The sequence below is a fragment of the Pirellulaceae bacterium genome (assembly GCA_029243025.1).
Taxonomy (GTDB): domain Bacteria; phylum Planctomycetota; class Planctomycetia; order Pirellulales; family Pirellulaceae.
The window spans coordinates 34,059-53,621 of sequence record JAQWSU010000009.1; the positions used below are offsets into that span (position 1 = coordinate 34,059).

The 19,563-nt window shown below is 51.9% G+C and carries 16 protein-coding genes; 12 read left to right on the forward strand and 4 right to left on the reverse strand.

Annotated features, from left to right (window positions below; translation table 11 throughout):
• Positions 1 to 56 precede the first annotated feature (56 nt).
• Complete coding sequence (locus P8N76_04275) at positions 57 to 1,061, reverse strand: Gfo/Idh/MocA family oxidoreductase (GenBank protein ID MDG2380866.1); 1,005 nt, start codon at positions 1,059 to 1,061, stop codon at positions 57 to 59.
• A gap of 145 nt (positions 1,062 to 1,206) precedes the next feature.
• Between P8N76_04275 and P8N76_04280 the strand changes: the two genes are divergently transcribed.
• From P8N76_04280 to P8N76_04315, 8 genes are all read left to right on the forward strand, one after another.
• Complete coding sequence (locus P8N76_04280; protein ID MDG2380867.1) at positions 1,207 to 2,109, forward strand: inositol oxygenase family protein; 903 nt, start codon at positions 1,207 to 1,209, stop codon at positions 2,107 to 2,109.
• A 24-nt stretch (positions 2,110 to 2,133) separates the two neighbouring features.
• Positions 2,134 to 3,129 carry a TRAP transporter substrate-binding protein gene (locus P8N76_04285; protein MDG2380868.1) on the forward strand — a complete coding sequence of 332 codons (996 nt, stop codon included), beginning with the start codon at positions 2,134 to 2,136 and terminating at the stop codon, positions 3,127 to 3,129.
• Positions 3,126 to 3,632: a TRAP transporter small permease gene (locus P8N76_04290; protein ID MDG2380869.1), complete on the forward strand. Its 507-nt coding sequence runs from the start codon at positions 3,126 to 3,128 to the stop codon at positions 3,630 to 3,632. Before P8N76_04285 ends, P8N76_04290 begins: the two co-directional genes overlap by 4 nt.
• The gene (locus P8N76_04295; protein ID MDG2380870.1) at positions 3,629 to 4,906 is read left to right on the forward strand and encodes a TRAP transporter large permease; all 1,278 of its coding nucleotides are present in this window, start codon (positions 3,629 to 3,631) and stop codon (positions 4,904 to 4,906) included. The genes P8N76_04290 and P8N76_04295 overlap by 4 nt, the downstream gene beginning before the upstream one ends.
• 600 nt (positions 4,907 to 5,506) lie before the next feature.
• Positions 5,507 to 5,989, forward strand: coding sequence for a bacterioferritin (gene bfr / locus P8N76_04300; GenBank protein ID MDG2380871.1), 483 nt, complete (start codon positions 5,507 to 5,509; stop codon positions 5,987 to 5,989).
• Between the two features lie 1,099 nt (positions 5,990 to 7,088).
• Entirely contained in the window at positions 7,089 to 8,444 is a 1,356-nt protein-coding gene (locus tag P8N76_04305; protein MDG2380872.1) for a PEP-CTERM sorting domain-containing protein, read from the forward strand.
• Between the two features lie 390 nt (positions 8,445 to 8,834).
• Entirely contained in the window at positions 8,835 to 11,537 is a 2,703-nt protein-coding gene (locus tag P8N76_04310; protein ID MDG2380873.1) for a DUF1592 domain-containing protein, read from the forward strand.
• 74 nt (positions 11,538 to 11,611) lie between these two features.
• Positions 11,612 to 13,030: a DUF1552 domain-containing protein gene (locus P8N76_04315; protein ID MDG2380874.1), complete on the forward strand. Its 1,419-nt coding sequence runs from the start codon at positions 11,612 to 11,614 to the stop codon at positions 13,028 to 13,030.
• 71 nt (positions 13,031 to 13,101) lie between these two features.
• On the opposite strand, the gene P8N76_04320 is transcribed toward P8N76_04315, so the two are convergent.
• A complete protein-coding gene (locus P8N76_04320; GenBank protein ID MDG2380875.1) occupies positions 13,102 to 14,472 on the reverse strand; it encodes a mechanosensitive ion channel family protein in 1,371 nt (456 codons plus the stop codon).
• 384 nt (positions 14,473 to 14,856) lie between these two features.
• Between P8N76_04320 and P8N76_04325 the strand changes: the two genes are divergently transcribed.
• The 4 genes from P8N76_04325 (at position 14,857) to P8N76_04340 (ending at position 18,430) form a co-directional block, all read left to right on the forward strand.
• Entirely contained in the window at positions 14,857 to 15,621 is a 765-nt protein-coding gene (locus P8N76_04325) for a phytanoyl-CoA dioxygenase family protein (GenBank protein MDG2380876.1), read from the forward strand.
• A gap of 40 nt (positions 15,622 to 15,661) precedes the next feature.
• Entirely contained in the window at positions 15,662 to 16,846 is a 1,185-nt protein-coding gene (locus P8N76_04330; protein MDG2380877.1) for a sialidase family protein, read from the forward strand.
• Positions 16,847 to 16,944: 98 nt separating this feature from the next.
• Positions 16,945 to 18,183: a DUF5107 domain-containing protein gene (locus P8N76_04335; protein MDG2380878.1), complete on the forward strand. Its 1,239-nt coding sequence runs from the start codon at positions 16,945 to 16,947 to the stop codon at positions 18,181 to 18,183.
• Entirely contained in the window at positions 18,173 to 18,430 is a 258-nt protein-coding gene (locus P8N76_04340) for a hypothetical protein (protein ID MDG2380879.1), read from the forward strand. The genes P8N76_04335 and P8N76_04340 overlap by 11 nt, the downstream gene beginning before the upstream one ends.
• A gap of 93 nt (positions 18,431 to 18,523) precedes the next feature.
• Here P8N76_04340 and infC read toward each other — a convergent pair whose 3' ends face one another.
• Together infC and P8N76_04350 are read right to left on the reverse strand one after the other, a co-directional pair.
• Positions 18,524 to 19,072: a translation initiation factor IF-3 gene (infC, locus tag P8N76_04345; GenBank protein ID MDG2380880.1), complete on the reverse strand. Its 549-nt coding sequence runs from the start codon at positions 19,070 to 19,072 to the stop codon at positions 18,524 to 18,526.
• 118 nt (positions 19,073 to 19,190) lie between these two features.
• A complete protein-coding gene (locus P8N76_04350; GenBank protein ID MDG2380881.1) occupies positions 19,191 to 19,388 on the reverse strand; it encodes a cold shock domain-containing protein in 198 nt (65 codons plus the stop codon).
• Positions 19,389 to 19,563: the final 175 nt, after the last annotated feature.

Sequence of the window (19,563 nt, forward strand, 5' to 3'; positions counted from 1 at the left end):
CGCCGTCAGATTCAAGAGACAGTCTTAGATCGGGCGCTATCAGAGCTAACGGACCTCTACAGTTTCACGGCGATCACTCGTTTTTCTCGTGCGGCTTGTTCGACCTGATTTGCCAACAGATGGTTAGTGCGAACATCGGTATGCGTAATGGGCACCTCGCATTCACCAAGGGCACATTGAGCGAATTGTTCAAGCTCAATTCGATAGGCGTCGCGATAACGAGTAGGAAAGGAAAACTCAGCTTGAGGTCGCGCGAATCCTCGCTGCGAGGCACGCGTCACCGAGGTTGGGTGATGGTTGTCGGCAAGTAGCATGCCATGCTCTCCAAAGGCCTCGATTCGCTGATCATAGCCGTACGCGCTTTGCCGGTTAATGTCGATGGATGCGGTGACACCGTTGGGGAATGCAAGGGTGGCAACCACATTATCGAAATCATCGAGTTTGCCTATTTCTGGAATGAAACTGCTGCCAAAAGCGCTCACATGCTCAGGGTGTTCTCCAATAATGTGCACCACCATATCAAGATCGTGCACCATACAATCGTGGAATATTCCCCCCGAAGTTCGAATGTAATCGGGGGAGGGTATCGGGTTGTCTCTGGAAACGGATCGTACGTAGTGCAGTTGCCCCAGTTCCCCGCTTCTTATCGCTTGGACAAGCGAGGCAAAGGATGGGTCGAATCGCCGTTGAAAGGCGACAAACAACGGGGTGTCGTTGGATTCTGCCAAACGAAAACAGTCGTCGATTTGTGCCAGTTCTCGCCCAAGTGGCTTCTCGGTTAATACGGGTTTGCATTGGTTGAGACATTGTTGAACATACGGATAGTGTGAGTCCGTGGGTGTTGCAACTATGACTGCATCGACGTCGGTTCGTTCAATCAATTTGTTGGGGGAATCAGCCGCATCACACCCGAACCGAGCGGCTACTTTTTGGGCCCTGTTTTGATCGATGTCATAAACCGATACTAACCGCGTTGTTTCAATCGCTCGGAGACTCTGTAAATGAAAGTTGCCGGCACGACCAAGGCCCAGTAAACCAATCCTTACTAACGCTGACGACATGCTGCTCGGGCTCCTTTGTGAGTCGGTGATTGCAGCGACCGATAAGTTGACAATTCGGATATCCTAACACTAGACTACCGACCGGTAGAAGGTATTTTTCTTGCTGACTCTTTCAAGCTGGCGTTGTTACGGAATAGGAATTCTCATGGTCTCTTCGAATGGTCGAAATGACGAACAGCCCTTGGATGATTTGCACGAGTGGGAAGATGACTTGTTGCGAAGATATCCTGAGCCAGAGCAGGTGGGGAAATCATCGCAGTTCACAAACGCTGAGAAAAAACAGAACGAGTTTCGTGATTATGAAAAAGAGGCACGTCATTCGGTGCGTGAATTCTATCGATTGAATCACCTTTATCAAACGGTTGATTTCGTCCGAGCCAAGCGGGAGGAATTTCTCTCGCTCAATCAGCGACGGATGGGGGTGTGGAAGGGCTTGGAGTATCTGAACACGCTTGTTGATGACAGTGATCCAGATACCGACCTGTCCCAGATTCAGCATTTATTACAAACATCAGAGGCGATTCGCGCCGATGGACACCCACGCTGGTTCATTCTGGCCGGATTGATTCACGATTTGGGAAAAGTACTTTGTTTGTGGGATGAACCACAATGGGCGGTTGTGGGGGATACATTTCCAGTCGGCTGCAAGTTTTCCGAAAAGATCGTTTACTCCGAATTCTTCCAAGATAATCCTGATTACCAAAATGAAGAATACCAATCGGAGTTTGGGATCTATGAAGCTGGCTGTGGATTTGAGAATTTGCTGATGTCGTGGGGGCACGACGAATATATTTATCACGTCACGAAAGCTTATTTGCCCACCGAAGCTCAGTATATCTTGCGTTATCATTCGTTTTATTCAGCTCATCGCGAGGGTGAATACGGCCGGTTCATGAATGAACAGGATCGGGAATACTTCCATTGGGTGAAGGAATTTAACCCTTACGATCTCTACACCAAGAGCACCGAGCCTCCGAATGTCGAGCAGCTGAAACCCTACTATCAAGATTTGATCGGCGAGTTTTTTCCAGCCGATATCGCTTGGTAGATGAACGGAATTGAAAGGTGCCGCATGTTGCGGATGCAACGTTTGTTTTTTGTGCTGGGATGCTTGCTGTTGCTTCCAGCCTGTGAACGTGCGGATCGACCCTTGGTGTTTGCCTATTCGAATGAGCAGCCGATTGGATCCTTGCGGAGTCAGTCGATGCTTTTTTTCAAGGAGCAACTTGAACAACAAACGGACGGACGTATTCAGGTTGAGCTGTATTTTGGTGGAGTGCTGGGTACCGAGCGAGAATTGATGGACCTTGTGGCAACCGGCGCGCTGCAGGGAACTCGAGGTGGATTCTTTGCAGACGCAAATCCAAAATACATGTTGCTGACTCTGCCGTTTCTCGTGGATGGTTGGGACCAAGCCATCACTCTCGTCAATAGCGACTTCATGAAAGAGTTGAACCAAGGTGCAAGGGAACGCGGTTGGCACATCCCTGCTACCGGTATCTCGCAAGGCTTTCGCGCACACACCAACAATGTGAGGCCAATTACCCATCCCGATGATTTGGCTGGACTCAAAATGCGAGTGCCTCCGCAAGAAGTATTTGTCCAGACAGCTCTGGCTTTTGGTGCGAACCCTCAAGAAATTCCCGCGGTAGAAATCTACCAAGCCTTGCAGATGGGTGTGGTCGATGGACAGGATAATCCACCGTCGAACATTTGGGATTACAAAGTGTTTGAAGTCTCAAAGTTTATGACCATTACCAACTATGCCACAGGCCCCGACCCCATGCTGGTGAATCTTGATTGGTATGAGTCTTTACCTACTGACTTGCAGCAGATATTTGATCGCGTGGCTCGTGAAGCAATCGCCTACAGCGATCAACTCAATCGAAAGCAAGAGGAAGAATTCATCAATAAGCTTTCCCAGAAACTGGCGGTTAATCAAGTAGCGGGGTCGGAGCTATTGCCATTTCGAGAAGCGGTTAAACCGGTTTATGATTACTACGTTCAAAAAGGAGATTTGACGTGGGAAGAAGTCGAAAGAGCAAGGCAAGCTGCCCGCGGTGAATGATGAATAATTTTGAGTCTTTACTGACGAAGATCCTCGAGTTTGTGCTTGCACTTGGCTTGTTGGCGATTGCCTTGATTATCGTGACGCTGGTGGTTCTTCGTTATGCCTTCAACTCCTCAATTACCGGCGCGAATGAAACGATTACCATTTTGTTTGTCTACACGACTGCAATCGGCGCAGCGGTGGCAATCGGTCAACGAGAACATATTTCGATATCGGCTGTGGTCGATAGGCTGCCGATTCGCACGCAGCGATTCATCGATGGGGGGACGCTGGTTTGTATCGCTGTTCTCAACGCAACGCTTGTTGTTTTGAGCATTCGTTGGATCTATTTCACCGGCCATTTCTTGATGCCCGCCACGGGACTGCCGAGGATTGTTGCCCAGCTTTGCCTTCCAATCGGTTGTGGTCTTGCCGTGTTCTATTGCATCACTCGACTGGTGCAATTGTTGACGGATGACTCCAAGTCGCGGGGAACGAATTCCGAACGAGGCACCCAATGACACTGTTGTTGGTTAGTTTTGCCGCCTGCCTGATTGTCGGAATCCCAATTGCCTATTCACTTGGTCTTGCAACACTTGTCTACTTTGTGGTGTTACGGCCAGAGTTGATGATTGTGTTACCTCAGCGATTTTATGCCGGCATGGATGCCTATGCACTGATCGCCTTGCCCTTGTTCATTCTGATGGGCCAACTGATGAATGCTGGGGGGATTACGACGCGTCTGATCAGTTTTTGTCTGATGTTCGTGGGGCGTTTTCGAGGAGGACTTGGGCTTGTTAACGTTGCGGCAAGTATGTTGTTCGGGGGGATCTCCGGTTCATCCGCTTCCGACACGGCCTCGATCGGTTCGGTGCTGATACCGGAGATGGAACAACGTGGTTATCCGAAGGGGTTTGCTGCTGGAATCACCGTGGCTTCATCGACCATGGGAATGATTATTCCCCCAAGTATCCCGATGGTTATTTTTGCTGTCACCGCGCAGCAATCCGTCGGGAAGTTGTTTCTTGGGGGCCTCGTTCCCGGCCTATTGGTCGGCCTATTTCAGCTGCTTCTCGTCTCGGTGGTTTCCGTCCGACAGAATTATCCCACCGAGCAACGGACTTACTCCGGAAGGCAAATCGCCAGCGAAGTCTTGCGAAGCATTTACGTGTTAATCATGCCCCTGTTTGTCGTTGGAGCTGTGGTTGGCGGGATTGCAACAGCAACCGAATCGGCAGGGCTAGGTGTCCTTTACGCAACAGGAGTCGGGTTCGCCGTGACGCGCCATTTGACCCTGTCTCGGTTTTACAGTGCCTTGCGATCATCCATTTTGACAAGTGCGAAAATTATGATGATTATCGCGCTGAGTCAAGTTTTCATTTGGGTATTAGCTTATGAACGCGTCCCAGAGACCGTTGCCGCTGCTGTGACCGGATTGGGTTTGTCACCCACCCTGATGATGTTGATGATCGGACTGATGATTCTTGCCGCCGGAACGTTCGTCGATGTCAGCCCTGCGATTCTGCTGCTGACGCCAGTCTTCCTGCCGGCAGTCGAACAAAACGGTATTTCACCGATCTTATTTGGAGTTGTCTTGGTGTCGGGATTGGCGGTGGGAGCCTGCACGCCGCCGGTTGGTAATTGTTTGAATGTATGTTCGGCGGTCTCGGGATTACGTATCGGTGTGATATTTCGGAACGCGAGTCCCTTTTTGTTAGCCAATGTTCTGGTCTTGGTGCTGATCATTTTGGTACCACAACTCGTGTTGTGGATTCCGAATTATCTAATGGATTAGAGCATGTCCGTGATTTACCGAACCATCGATTGGATACTTGATCAAAGCCATGCCGATTTTTCGTTCGGCGCTGACTGGATCGGCGACCCGCGGGGCGCAACTGCTCGGGGAGGCGTGCTCTGTCTGATGCTGATCGTGTTTAAGCCGTTTCGTCGAGGTTCGGCTTTTCTGCCGATGAAAAAAATGAAATATTTTTCGCCGTCTTTTTTAAGCGTTCACTGATTTGAGACTCGATTTCAGCTAACACCACCGAATCAACCGTTCGGCTAGGATGCTTGTCGAAGTGTTCTATTCTGCGAGTCATTGCGCACAACACACAGGAAGTTGAGTAAATCCGATCTCCATTGAAAGAGCCTCAATGACCTAGCTGAGACGATCACTCAATATCTCAATTGGTTTCGGCAGACGTGACTCGATTCTTTGGCCTCGGAGTGCGTGAACCCGGATCGTAGCCAACCACAGGTTGTCCTGTAGCCACATTGTGGGTCAGCCGATACACTCAAGACGATAGCGAGTTGTCTGTAATTAATAATGACGTTTGCCAGCAAGTAGTGGATTTGCCTGTAACCGTCTGAATAAGCAGTCGAGAGGAGAAACGTGATGAAAGGTAGTGAAAAAGTTGTCGAGGCATTGAACGCTGGTCTAACGATCGAACTTACCGCGATCAACTTATACTTCATTAGTTCCAAGATGTGTAAAGATTGGGGGCTTCACAAATTGGCAAAACATTTCTACGACGAATCGATCGAAGAGATGCAGCACGCCGAACGAGTGATTGATCGAATTCTGTTTCTTGACGGAGTACCAGAAATCGCTCGCTATGGCGTGATCAACGTGGGGGCAACCCCAGAAGAGCAGATTGAGAATTCGTTGAAGCTGGAGACGATGGGAGTCAGCACCTACAACGACGCGATTCAACTTGCGATTTCCGAAAAGGATGCGGGAAGCAAAGACCTCATGGAAGCAATGGTCGTTGAGTCCGAAGAAAGTATTGACTGGTGCGAGTCGCAACTTGACCTGATCAAGCGAGTTGGAATCCAACACTACTTGGCCCAACAAATGGGAGAAGCGACCCAAGGGTAGTTTGTTCGCTACTTCGAGACGCTGCGATGACATGCCAATCTATCTGATCGGCGCAGGGTGATCGGAGCAGGGTGATCGGCGCAGGGTGATCGGCGCAGGGTGATCGGCGCAGGGTGATCGGCGCAGGGTGATCGGAGCAGGGTGATCGGAGCAGGGTGATCGGAGCAGGGTGATCGGAGCAGGGTGATCGGAGCAGGGTGATCGGGAGCTATGAGTCGCTGACCTTGGGCGAACAGAGGCGAGCGTTCGGCGATGCCGTCCGCACGTCAGACTCAAGCAACCTTGCAATCGCAGCATTGGGCGTTAAAGCCACAACTGTTGCAAGTCTGAAAAACACTACAGACCGGACGTTCACCGGCGAGCATTCGTTTGATTCGGCATTGGCAGCCATGACAGCCACCGCCCGCATTGGTTTGCTGCCTGATTTCCCCGAGGCTCGTGGCTCCGTAAAGCTCGATCGCTTCACGTATTTTTGACTCTCGAACTCGAAAACAATGACAAACGACCGGATTTGTTTCCTGGTCGGTTCGTTGGGTTTGGAGTTTCGCGCTGGACATGGGTGACTGCCTGTGAGATTGAGTCTCAATAACGACTTCCTTTAGTATGTGGCTTCGGGGTACGGATGTCAAGCCTTGATGGGGAACGATCGCTTTCTTCGGAGCGTCTGGGGGGTGTGTTGCCAACCAGCCGAATCGCGACCCTTCCGGCGTCCGTTGGTAGGGTCGGGCAGGCCTGGGTTTTATCTGCAAAGAATCCTTGCGCTTGTTTCGCGCGGTGGTGGGCCGTTTTGAGCGGATTCTTGCCCGCACCTCGCTCCCTCGATTACAGCCAAGCCTTCGTCCATCACTTTCCCGCCGTTTTGTGATCAACGGGAGCAGTCGATGGGACTTGGACGCTGATGTTTCAGCTACTTGTCAGATCGTGTCCTCAAACAGCCAAATTGGCATAATTTCCACAATTGGTGAGTGCATTCCAAACAGTCCATGTCGTTTGCTTGGTGCAGTTGTTAGGATACAAACAGTAGCGATTTGCAACGAAGAACTGGATCGGCGAGCCCTAATACCACAGGGCCTTTTGAGAATCACTTGGGAGAGACTACATGAACGTGTTGTCGATGCGTCAATGTTTTGCGTGGGGAGTTTCCTGCTTACTGCCGCTTTGGGTCCTGCAGGCCGTTTCGGCTGACACGATTTATGAAGCTGCCATCAAGAGCTTGGGGCCGACTTATTTTTATCAGCTGAACGAGCCGAATGCGGATGGTGGCGTTCACGATAGCATGGGAAACGCGGCACCGGGTGGTTACAACGGTGACTACGATGACGGATTCCCGGAGGCCGGATGTGAAGGGCCTTTGTTTACAAACGAAGGGCTCGATGGAGACGACGAGTACGAATACGAAGAAGTCGCCATCCCTGGTGTCGGTGGTGAAGATAATTTAGCGCACTGCAGCAATAATGAGGGCCATCTCATTCTGGGGCCTTCCGAGAACTACGGCGCCAGTGCGATGACCGTATCGCTCTTTTTTCGGGCCGACTTTGCACAGGGGGGCGACCGGCTATTCACCAACAACTTGATCGACGAAGAGACGAGTTTCCAAGTCAACGTTGCGAACGAAGGCCTTGTCGTCGCGGTCAATCCGAACGAAGCGGGTGAATTTGCTGAGCGAACCTTATTCACGATTGATGATGCTGCTCCCGATCGAGCTTTGATCAAGGCTGAGTATGGTTGGTTTCACGTTGTCGCTTCGACAAGCGGTGCACCCGACGAACGTGCGGAAAACATTCAGGTGTGGATTAATGGAGAAGATCGCACCGATAATTTGGTGATCACCGAATGGGGTTGGGGTGTCAATACGGATGATGCGAAAATTGGCGGTCGGCATGATGACCCCTTGGCAACGACGACGCATTCTGGTGCTCAAGACGAGGTTGCGATCTGGCTCGATCGCGTGCTGACTGAGGATGAAGTTCAAACCATCTGGAACGCGGCGAAAGGGGACTTCACTCCTGCTAACCCGGGTGATTTTAATGGGGACAGCGTTTTGGATGCAGCGGATATTGATCTGCTGACGGCCGAAATCGTTGCGGGTAGCAACAGTGCTGAGTTCGATTTGAACGCTGATAATTTAGTCAATGTGGCTGACCATTCCGTTTGGGTCGAAGACCTGAAGAAAACCTGGCTTGGTGATGCCAACTTGGATGGCATGTTTGATTCAAGCGACTTTGTGGTTGCTTTTCAGGCGGGTCAATATGAGACCGGGAATCCGGCAGGCTGGGCTGCGGGAGATTGGAATGCGGACCAGTTGTTCGACAGTTCTGATTTTGTCGCAGCGTTTCAAAGTGGCGCTTACGAAAATGGACCTCGGCCGGCTGCAGCAGCCGTCCCCGAGCCCTCGACGATCGTGCTTTTGGGACTCGCCATGTTGATTGGTTTGCCGAGGCGACGTCGCAGCTAAAACAGACGCTGAACGGTACGGAAAATCTTAGTATCTCAAGTCCGGCTCAATCGACGCAAGTTTGTCGATTGAGCCGATTGGCGTTGCCTGGCTCGTCACGGGAGTCTTTCTCGAGGCCATTTGCGTTTTCTCGGCGGATGCCCGTCGTTCAGGCGAGCGAGCTACGCTCGGTTCAGCAGACATGCGGATGGTGTCTCCCACTTCATTTCAGGCCATAATTCTGCTGGTGACTTGGTGCGTGTCTTGTTGTTGAATTAAATCTTGGAATGAAGGGTCCGCGTGATCAGGGAGTTCTCAGCCGCAAGACGTGGCGCCGAAAGCTCCAGTTGATGGACTGAAAAGGTTATGATGAGGGTCCATAATCCAATTTTTTAAGCCCTTGAGTGAGCCATGTTTGTAGATAATGCGATGCCATTGAGAAGCTTTGTCTTTTGGGCGATGGTGGTTCCCCTGCACTTGGGAGCATCGATCTTGCTTGCCGAACAAGCTGACGACGAAGGAAACGCTAGTTTGAAAAAAACAGCGGCACGCCGAGTGGTGACTGGTCTTGTCGCGTTCTACGATTTCAGTTCGTCGACCGGTACGATGGTCAAGGATCGTGCCGGCACGGGGGAGCCCATTGACTTGAAGATCGAAGCGATGAGTTCTGTGCGTCGAAAGGCAGGCTCACTGGAGGTTATCGGCGACACATTGATTGGCTCGGAAGGGACACCGCGACGAGTGAGCACTGCAATTCGACGAGCGGGGGAAATCACGATCGAAGCGTGGGTGGAGCCTGCCAATACGAACCAGGCGGGACCGGCTCGGATCGTGACACTCTCGCGAAATGGTTCGAATCGAAATGTGACACTAGGTCAAGATGGTGATCGCTATGACGTTCGTTTTCGAACGACTTCCAGAAGTGCAAATGGCTTGCCATCAATCAGTTCTCCGAGGCAGAGTGTGCAGTCAAAACTAACTCATGTTGTCTACATTCGTGGTCGGAAGGGACGGGCAGCCCTTTTTCTGAATGGCGATCGGAAGGTTTCCGGTAAAGTTCCTGGAGCGACGTCGAACTGGGATGACGATTACGAGTTTGCCTTAGCCAATGAGTGGGGCGGTGGACGTCCCTGGCGAGGTACCTATCATTTGGTCGCCGTCTATAAACGCGATTTGTCGCCTCGTGAAATCGAGCAAAACTTCCGAGCCGGTCCGAATGCAAAATCGCCCGCACCGGCGCTGGCGAAACGAGATCTGCGATCCGAACATTTTCAGACAAAGATTGCGCCCCTCTTGGCTCATCATTGTCTGGAGTGTCACGACTCGACTGCCCAGCAGGGCGGGCTTGATCTCTCAAAAAAACGAAATGCACTCGCAGGTGGCGACAGTGGGGCGGTCATTGTCGCCGGCAACTCTGCGGATAGTCTACTTTGGAATACGGTGGCCTCGGATGAAATGCCGCACGATCGTCCGCCGTTATCTGAACGCGAAAAGCAATCGTTGAAAGCATGGATAGACGACGGTGCTGCTTGGTCGGTTCAGCAAATCGACCCTGCCATTTATGCTCACAGCGGGCAAGGAAATCAAAACTGGTTGCGTCGCCTCACCGTTCCTGAGTACATCGAAAGTGTGAAGAGCGCGTTGGGAGTCGACATTGCCAGTGAAGCGCGGGGATTATTGCCGCGCGATCTGCGTGCAGACGGTTTCAGCAACACCGCCTACAATCTCAACGTCGATCTAAAACATGTTGAATCCTACGCCCGGCTCGCGGAGATCATCGTGGAACGGGTTGACGTGATTGCGTTTGCCCGCACGTTTTCGAAACGTCAGAGATTCACTGACAAGGATATGGGGAAACTGATTTCGGAAATGGGTAAACGGATTCTGCGTGGGCCGATCAGTGAACGCGAAATTATTGCTTACCGAGGAATCTCCACCACCACTGCGGGCAGTGGCGGTGACTATGAAGAAGCAATCGGCCACATTCTTGAGGCGATGTTACAATCGCCTCGTTTTATTTATCGAATTGAGAACCAAGTGGGTGATGGTTCACTGGAGCCGGTTGACGAGTACGAACTGGCTTCGCGGATCAGCTACATCGTGTGGGGCGGGCCGCCAGATGACGAATTGATTCGCGCGGCCGAATCGGGCGCTTTGTTTGATTCCCAGGAAGCCGCAGCACAGCTGGAACGGATGCTTGGTGATTCACGGGCGGTGGAGCATTCCTCTCGCTTCGTTTCCGAATGGCTCAATCTTGATCGGCTCGGCAATCTGCAGCCAAACCCTCAACGCTATCCTGATTGGAATCCGGCTTTGGCGGGCGATATGCGAGAGGAAACCTTGGCGTTTTTTCATGACGTTGTTTGGAGGCAAAATCGGCCACTGGCGGATCTGCTCAATGCCCAGGTGACCTACGCGACCCCTCGGCTTGCCCAACATTATGGATTGCAGGGGCAAGGCCAGGTTGTCGATGGAGATGATGACTTATTGCGTTATGACTTGACCACGGATCCGGCTCGCGGTGGGATCCTTACGCAAGGCAGTCTCCTCACGGTCGGCGGCGATGAGGCATCGATGGTAACGCGAGGCCTCTTGGTTATGCATGATTTTTTGCGAGGAGTTGTCAAGGATCCTCCACCCGGCGTCAATACCACGCCGATACCTACTAAAGCCGGACTGACGCAACGGTCAATTGCCATGGATCGAATTGGCAATTCAAACTGCGGTGGTTGTCATGCGAAATTTGAACCGCTCGCCTTTGGCCTTGAAAAGTTTGATGGGTTGGGAACCGTCCACGAACGGGATGAACATGGAAATGATCTGCGGCAAGATGGTCAGATTCTCGTGCCGGGAACAGCCAAGCCCGTGCCTTATCAGTCGATTGCCGAGCTGATGGATCTGCTGGCGAAGAATGAACGTGTCAATCAATCGATCACCTGGAAATTGACTCAATTTGCCTTGGGACGACCTTTGGTGGCGATTGATGCTGCCGCAGTAGAAGAGATTCACCGCGTCGCCAAACGAAATGGCGGCACGTACCGAGGTCTGCTCAAAGCCATCGTCGCCAGCGATCTCGTGCAGATGACACGAACCGAAGTCGAGCAGGTTGATTGATGGCTGAGGGTTGAGGGCATGGATGCGGGCGAAATACCGCTGGAATCGCAGTTGATCGGAAACAGGAGTCGAGTATGAAAAGATCACGCATTAGCCGACGCACTGTATTGAAAGGTCTGGGAGCAACCGCTATCGGTTTGCCGTTGCTTGAGGAAATGATTGTGAGTCCGGCGAGCGGGGCCATTCAATCCGCTGTGCCGGAAAGGGCATTCAACGTCTTCTTTGGGTTGGGAATTCCTGCTCCTCTGCAAAACGAAGGTTGGGATGGTGTTTTGGAGCCACTCAAGCCGCTTCGCGAAAAACTGTTGCTCCTACGCAACGTGGATCAAGTGCGTTGTGATGAGTCTGGAATAAATGCACACTTCGATGGAGCCACGGGGGCGTTTACCGCAGAACCGCCGCAGGGGGAAGCGAAATCAGGTGGCGCTTCCATTGATCAAGTCGTGCGTAGAACTTATCACCCGAATGGATTGCCGCCAGGGATGGTTCCAACACTGGTCGCCGGCACTTTCTTCCGCCGCAGTCGGGTCGGACGCTATGTGCACAGTTACAACGACGATGGGACGGTGGCTGCCAGCATGCAAGAACGTCCTCGCGAGGTATTCGAACGTGTGTTTGGTTCGGTCAACCTAAGTCGTGGAACCGATGTGAGACGCGATCGCCTCAAACGTAGCGTGCTGGATTCGGTCATGGAACAATATCGTTTTTACACGGGTAAAAACTCACCCCTTGGTTCGGCGTCAAAGTCACGCGTTACGGATCATCTTGATCGAATTCGTGAGTTTGAACAACGTGCGTATGAAATGAAGGAACGCCCTCAGGGCGCTCCAGGCTTGCCGCCAGCGTCCCAATTGGCTCACGGTGGACAAGCCGATCCGGGCGGTCAGGGGATCGATATGAGACTGGCGGATCTGACAGCCGAATGGCGTCTCATGGCCGACCTCTATGCATTAGCAATCGAGCTTGATCGAGTTCGATTTGGTTCGATCACTTTTCTCGCTGCCGGCGAACGACTCAGGGTAACCGGAGATTACGAATATAATGGGCGGCTCATCTATCAATTTAATGATGCCAAAGATTTGAACGCGTCCGGTGATCTTGGCTGCAGTCACGAGTGGTGGCACCGATTCCGACCCGAAAAGGAAAATACGCAATTGCGCGCCCATGCTCATATGAAAATGCGCGAAATTGCTTACTTTCTCTCCCGGCTTGATGAAAGCAAGGATGCCAATGGAAAAAGCATCTTGGAAAACTCCATGATCACGGTGTCGACAGAGTCTGGGGATGGACGGCACAATGATCCCAAACGAGAGTTGTCCGGCGTCTTTCATGCGATTAGCGGAGCGAACGGCCGGTTTAAGACTGGACAAATCATGGACCTCGGGCACGAGGGCTTGGATCTTTATAACACCATGCTTGATGCGATGGGTGCAAAAGACTATTTGGGGCCGGCCGATCGCGAACGGAAGCTTGTTGACACAATTCGAGCCTAACAGGGGCAGACCCAAATCGGTCTGGCGTTTTAGGGGGGGTGATCGGTCATGGTGGTTTGCTCGTCGTGAATCTAGCCTGGCTGGGTGTCGCTATACATGTGTAAATCCCGTTGGGGATAGGGAATGCTGATTCCTTCTGCATCGAAACGCTCCTTGACCTGTCGGATCAGATCCCAGCGAACGTTCCAGTAGTCTTTTGTTTTGACCCAAGGACGACAGAAGAGATTAACCGAAGAATCCGCCAGCGTGTCGACGTTGACATTCACTTGAGGATCGTCAAGCACCAACGGATGTTGGTTCGCGATCTCCTGCAGTATTCTCACAGCGTGCTGGATGTCATCGCCGTATCCGATACCGAAGACGAGATCGATGCGACGCAGATGTTTGCCCGTGTAGTTGACGATGACGTCGCCCCAAGCTTTCTTATTGGGAATAACTAGCACTTTATTGTCCACCGTCAGCAACGTCGTTGCCACCAAGCTCATTTCCTTGACGGTCCCTTCTACGCCGGCGACGGTCACGAAGTCATCGACGTCAAAGGGACGATAAATCATGATCATCATGCCGCTGGCAAAGCTTCCCAAGGTTTCTTGTAGAGCAAAGCCTACGATAAACCCACCAGCACCCAAGGCGGCTAACATCGGAGCAACTTGCACACCCAAGGTACTGAATGCCATTAAGACACCGATGACACAGATTGTCCCACCGGTCGTCCTGCGGACAAAATCGACTAATAGCAAGGATGTCTTCGGCGAACGCGAGATTGTCCTCGCTGTTAATGATCCCGCGAACTTGGAGATCACCCAAGCGAGAAGTAAAATCACCAACGCAGTTGCGATTTTTTTTAGCATGAGTTTTCCGCCGTCATCGCGCTGGACCCAGTCAGTGATCAAAACGATTACGGCGGCTCGTCTAGATGTCGCGTCGGTGGTCTCATCGAGATCTGAAATGGCAGCGATGAACTGTTCCGCGTCTTTTGTGTCTCCGCCCTTTTTCTGCAAAGCCTTAATGACGATCATTGTCCGCTCTTTTGCCAAAAGTTCCTGCTCGCGATATTTGATTAATTGATCCTTAAGTGTTTTGAGCTTCTCCTTCTCCTTCTCCTTCTCCTGTTCCTGTTCCTTGTCTAGACCTTTTTCTTTGCCATCCTCATGCTCTTTGTCGGTTTTTATCGACCACTCCGCGTTGCCCACCTGTTCGACGCGGTTGCTGAGCACGCGAAGCCAGCCCGTTAGCTCTGCCTCTAATTGAGCCTTTGTGAGCGGTCGCAGGACGATTTTCAGGCGGTCGGGTGCGATGTCGATGTCGGAAGTCGTCGTTGCTTCTGACTGTGAGCTTATGGGTTTGGGGTCGGAGGCTGCTGCGCTGTGCTTCCCCAAACTGAGGAATATTAACAAGCCCATTGCCGAGATAATTCCTAGCCGCGCCGTCAATCGTGGCATTTCAAGGCTCCTTGCGTTTCTATTAAAATTTTCAAGATTGGGAACAAAATCGTAGCGTGAGATGGTCCTGATTAGAAGTGCCTTTGCTCACGGATCAGCCAGATCAAGTTGAGCAAGCCATTGCCGATGTTTTTCCAGCTGGATTGATCTGCACCTGTCGTAAGTTGGACTCGGTCGGCCTGAGGATTCGCTTCGGGTTTGAATGTGAGAATCTCTCTTTCGTGGGGAGTCAGTTGCAGAATGCCCGGTTCGATTTCTGACGCCAATATCAGGACGAAGAGACGCTTTGGAAAAAATCCTTTCCATGCTACCGTGTGACCGGATAAAACGTTAGCAACTGGAATTGGGCCGAAAAGACTCGCAGGAGGGTTGAGGAGCTGAGGAATGATTGGCAAAACGAACAGTGAGTTAAGGGGGAAATTCGAAAAAGATGGCTTTGTTTTGTTGCCCGGTTTCTTCGATGCGGCGGCGATGGCGGAGTTGACGGATCGAGTCGATCGATTTGTTCGGGAGGTGGTACCGGGTTTGCCCGGCGATCAGGTTTTCTTTGAAAATAAAGACGATGTGACGTCACTCAAGCAGATTCAGCAGATGGGAAATCACGATGCTTGGTTTGATCAACTCTTTCGTGGGCAGGCGATACGTGGCCTGGCGGAGTTCTTGCTGGCTGGGTCGGTGGTCCCAAAAAATATGCAGTATTTTAACAAGCCAGCGGGCGTCGGCTTGGCGACGCCTCCTCATCAGGATGGCTACTACTTCATGCTTGATCCATGTGAGGCGATCACGATGTGGTTAGCCTTGGATGAAGTTGACGAACAAAACGGTTGTGTTCGGTACGTACAAGGATCGCATCGATCGGGAATGCGTGCCCACAGTCGGACACAGACGTTAGGATTCAGCCAGGGGATTGTTGACTATCCATTGGCCGCCGATCTTGAGTGTGAAGTGGCGATGCGGGCCCAACCTGGTGATCTGCTGGTTCATGATGCAATGACAGTGCATCGAGCAGATGGTAATCTGACGCTGAATCGTTCTCGCCGTGCGCTAGGATTTATCTTTTACAGTGAGAAGGCTCGTGAGGATGAAGCGGCCCATGCGGCCTATCAGCAATGTTTGACTGAAGAGATGGAGGCCGCGAATCGAATTTAGCGGCTGATATTACACCCTGCAAATCGAGGGGAAATTTACGATGAATCAATCTGTTTTTTTGCTTTGTTGTACCGTTGTCGCAACGGGGACTTGGGTTCCGTCATTAGGGGGCGCTGAGCGCGAGCAGGAGGGTAAACTTGCGCCTTTCTTGGGGAAGCCTCACAAGGAGATGCAGCAATTGTTTCCCAACGAGCGTTTTCCCAACATCGTGGTGACAACAGAGGGTACGGTGCTTGCCGCTTTGGGAAGCTCAGGGGTGCGTGTTCGCCGAAGTGAGGATGGTGGTCAGACATGGGGCGAAGTCATCACGATTGCGGAGCCGGGTTTTCCTGGAGGTGGAATCACGGTGGATGAATCTTGTGGTGACATTCTGGCGTTTGTCGAGGACAAACATCCTCCGGCCCCGCTCACGGTTTACCGAAGTCAAGACGATGGGCGTAGCTGGAAGGCTGAAGCCATTGAAATTGAGCCTGATAGCCGAGGCAATCTTCCCTCGATGCACATGAATGAACACGGTATCACGTTGCGACATGGTAAGCACAAAGGTCGCTTGATTCGTCCGAGTCGATACTACGGTGAACGAAACAGTCGCGAGGAGTGGCCCAATCACTATACGAATGCGATCTACAGCGACGATGGTGGCAAGAGCTGGAAAACCAGCGATCCGTTCCCCGAAAATGGTACTGGGGAAGCAGCCGTGGCCGAGCTTTCCGATGGGCGGCTCTATTACAACTCGCGAGTCCACTGGCAGGAGCGACCTCGAAATACGCGCCGGCGAAGTGCGGTTAGCAACGACGGTGGCCAGACTTGGGAAGATTGGAAAATTGTTGATGTTCTGCCTGACGGACACCAGCATCGGTCTTACGGTTGCATGGGAGGGCTCGTGCGATTGCCTGTTGCGGGAAAGGATATCTTGATTTTTAGTAACATTGATACGCCAAATGCGAAACGGGAGCGTGCGACGGTTTGGGCAAGTTTCGATGGCGGAAAGAGTTGGCCCTTGAAGCGACTCGTCTATGACGGTCCCAGTGCCTATTCCTCCCTGACAGCCGGAATGCCTGGGACTTCCAGTGAAGGTTGGATTTACTTACATTTCGAAGGAGGACCTAAGGGCGGTTCGCAAGTGGCGAAGTTTAATTTGTCCTGGCTGCTGGTCGGCACCCTCACTGGAGACGGACGTTATCCTGACATTCTGATAGATGAGGGGCGGGGCGATGAATTTTGAGGGACAAGGTATCAGAATTGCATCGATTTTCAGCTCCTATACGAATGAGCTTTCGGACGACCTGCCCCTTCTAACTTAATTCTGGCTGAGTATACGAGATGAATCGATCGTCGACGAGGCGTTTGTGTTGGGTAAGAATCTTGACGGGAGTCCTTGTCAGTTGCGTGGGGATGCTGCTTTGCAACGGCGGCATGGCCCACCCGCCAGTCACGATGCGCGCGGTCAAAGTGCCCGTCCAATTCATTGATTATCAGTTCGCGGTCAAAAACGATCAACGTGGAGTCCCGGTGTTTGATTGGAAGGAGTTTCGCAAGCGACCCTCGGAAACTGTTTCGACACTGTGGTCCGGAATTGAATTGGCAAATGATTTCATTAAGGTGCAGATTGTTCCCAGCATGGCTCGGATTCATTCCTTGGTCAATCAACGTACTGCAAACGAGCAGCTTTGGATCAACCCATGTGCCAAACCGCTGGGGGCCAATAATGACACTGGATTTTGGATGACCTGGGGAGGTATCGAGCGTGTGATGCCACGTCGCGAGCATGGGACATCTCACGCGTTGGATTGGAAACATCAACTTCTCGTCGATGATGACACTCGTAAAACGATCAAGTGCTCGTGTATTGAGCCGTTGACACAAATGCGGCACGAGCTGTATTTCACCCTCTTTCGTGATAAGCCTTTTCTTGAAACCAAGATTGTCATTCACAATCAATCCGACAAACTGACCAAATATTCACACTGGTCGACGGCCGTACTAGCTCCCGGAGAAAGCGACGAGGTGACCGGGAACACCGAATTAATTTTACCTGCGGACAAGTTTGTGCCAGACGATCGAGACTTCAATGATTGGATGCACGGTCTGCCACTGGGGACGAGGACGTCGCCCCTGCGATGGGTTAAAAACTGGAAGTCGATAGGTGATCTGCTCACCACGAAACTGCGTCAGCCTTTTTACGCGGTGTATTCGCATGAAAGCGATGAAGGGCTCGTGCATACGTTTGATCTGGAACAAAGCCCAACCGTCGATATCTGGGGATGGGGTTTCCCGGTTGAGGCAAATCGGCAGCGAGAATTTACTGCGGCAACTCCCAATAATGGCTATATCGAATTCTGGAACGGGAATGCCAAAAACTTCAAGGACGAGTCGCTTCGGACGCTCAGTGCCGATGAAACCATTAGCTGGACCGAGCGAACATTTTGCGTCGATCATCTTCTTCAACGTCCACTGACGGTCCGCGAATCCATTGGCCAGCTAGTGGAAATGCATCATCCCGTGGCGAAACGGGTCACCCTTCCTGCTCGTGATACCACGGGATCCTCTCGTGGCGAGTGACGTACGTTTGCCAGGGGCGATGTTGAATCAATCGGCTCCAGATACGGGCGGTTCATCTGCCGTGATGGCTTCGCGTGGGGAGCCCGCAACACCAACTGCATTGGATCCGACGTCCGGAAGGACTTTCGTGGGCGGATACGAGGCTTGGACACGCGGCAACTTTGGAGTCGCCGAAATTAATCAGAATGAATTCTGCGTGATTGCTGCCGAACGGGATCTCGGACAATCGCAAGGCCGAGAACCATGATCGTCTCATCATGTTGAGCAGCAGTTTGGATGCGTGACCCGACTGCGGCTGCCAATGCGAAACGATGCATTAGCAGAGTTTTGATTCCTTACGTTACGTGTTAGCCCGTGTCCGAGGTGATAAGAGTACGGACATTGCTCGTCCACCTTCCATCTTGACGGGTTGTTCGATCGCGGCAACATCTTCGAGCGTCTTGACAACCTCGTTCAAAAGCTCTCGACCCCGGTTATGGTGAGCATTTTCCCGGCCACGGAACAACACATTGATTTTCACTTTGTGCTTGTGGCTCAGAAACTCACGGGCCTTGCGGACTTTGAAGTCGATGTCGTGTCGATCGATTTTAGCCCGTAAGCGTATTTGTTTTAATTGAACTCTATGTTTCGATCCGTCGCCTTGTTTCTTTTGACGTTGGTACTGAACCTTGCCATAGTCCATGATGCGACAGACTGGAGGTCGGGCGTCGGCACTTACCTCCACAAGATCCAAACCGGCTTCCGATGCAATTTGCATCGCGTCGGACGTGGGCATTTCGCCCAGCATTTTTCCGTCATGGCTCACGACCTTTACCGGAGAAATACGGATCCGGTCGTTCATTCGAGGAGTCGTTTCGTTCGTTCGACTGGGACGGGGCTTATCTCGGATGCTTACCTCGCTTGTGGTTGATGTTACGATCCTTCGTGTATCCCGTGGGATCCTTCAAATCGCAGTGCTTCCTGGGTACGCAAGGGTCCCAGGAAGTACTGCCAAGGAAAACGCATGGTTAGATGACGCTTACCGATTCAGCACGAGGCCCTTTGGGGCCGCTTCCTTCGGTGTATTCGACAGATTGTCCTTCTCGAAGTGTCTCGAAAGATGCACCTTCGACTGCGCTGTGGTGGAAAAATAACTCACCCTTATCGCCCTCGATGAATCCAAAGCCCTTGTCCGAAATCAGTTTCTTGATCACACCTTGTGACATGGCACGTCACTCCTCTTAAAACAAAAAATACGCACAGCCACTCGCACAGCGCACCCGTAGCGCCATGGACGAGTCGAAACAGGGAAATCAACCGCGATCAGAGAACACCCGCGGCACCCGCTCACGCGAACTGGAGGGAAAGCATCCAAAAGCTAGCTGAAGGCCTCTGGTTACG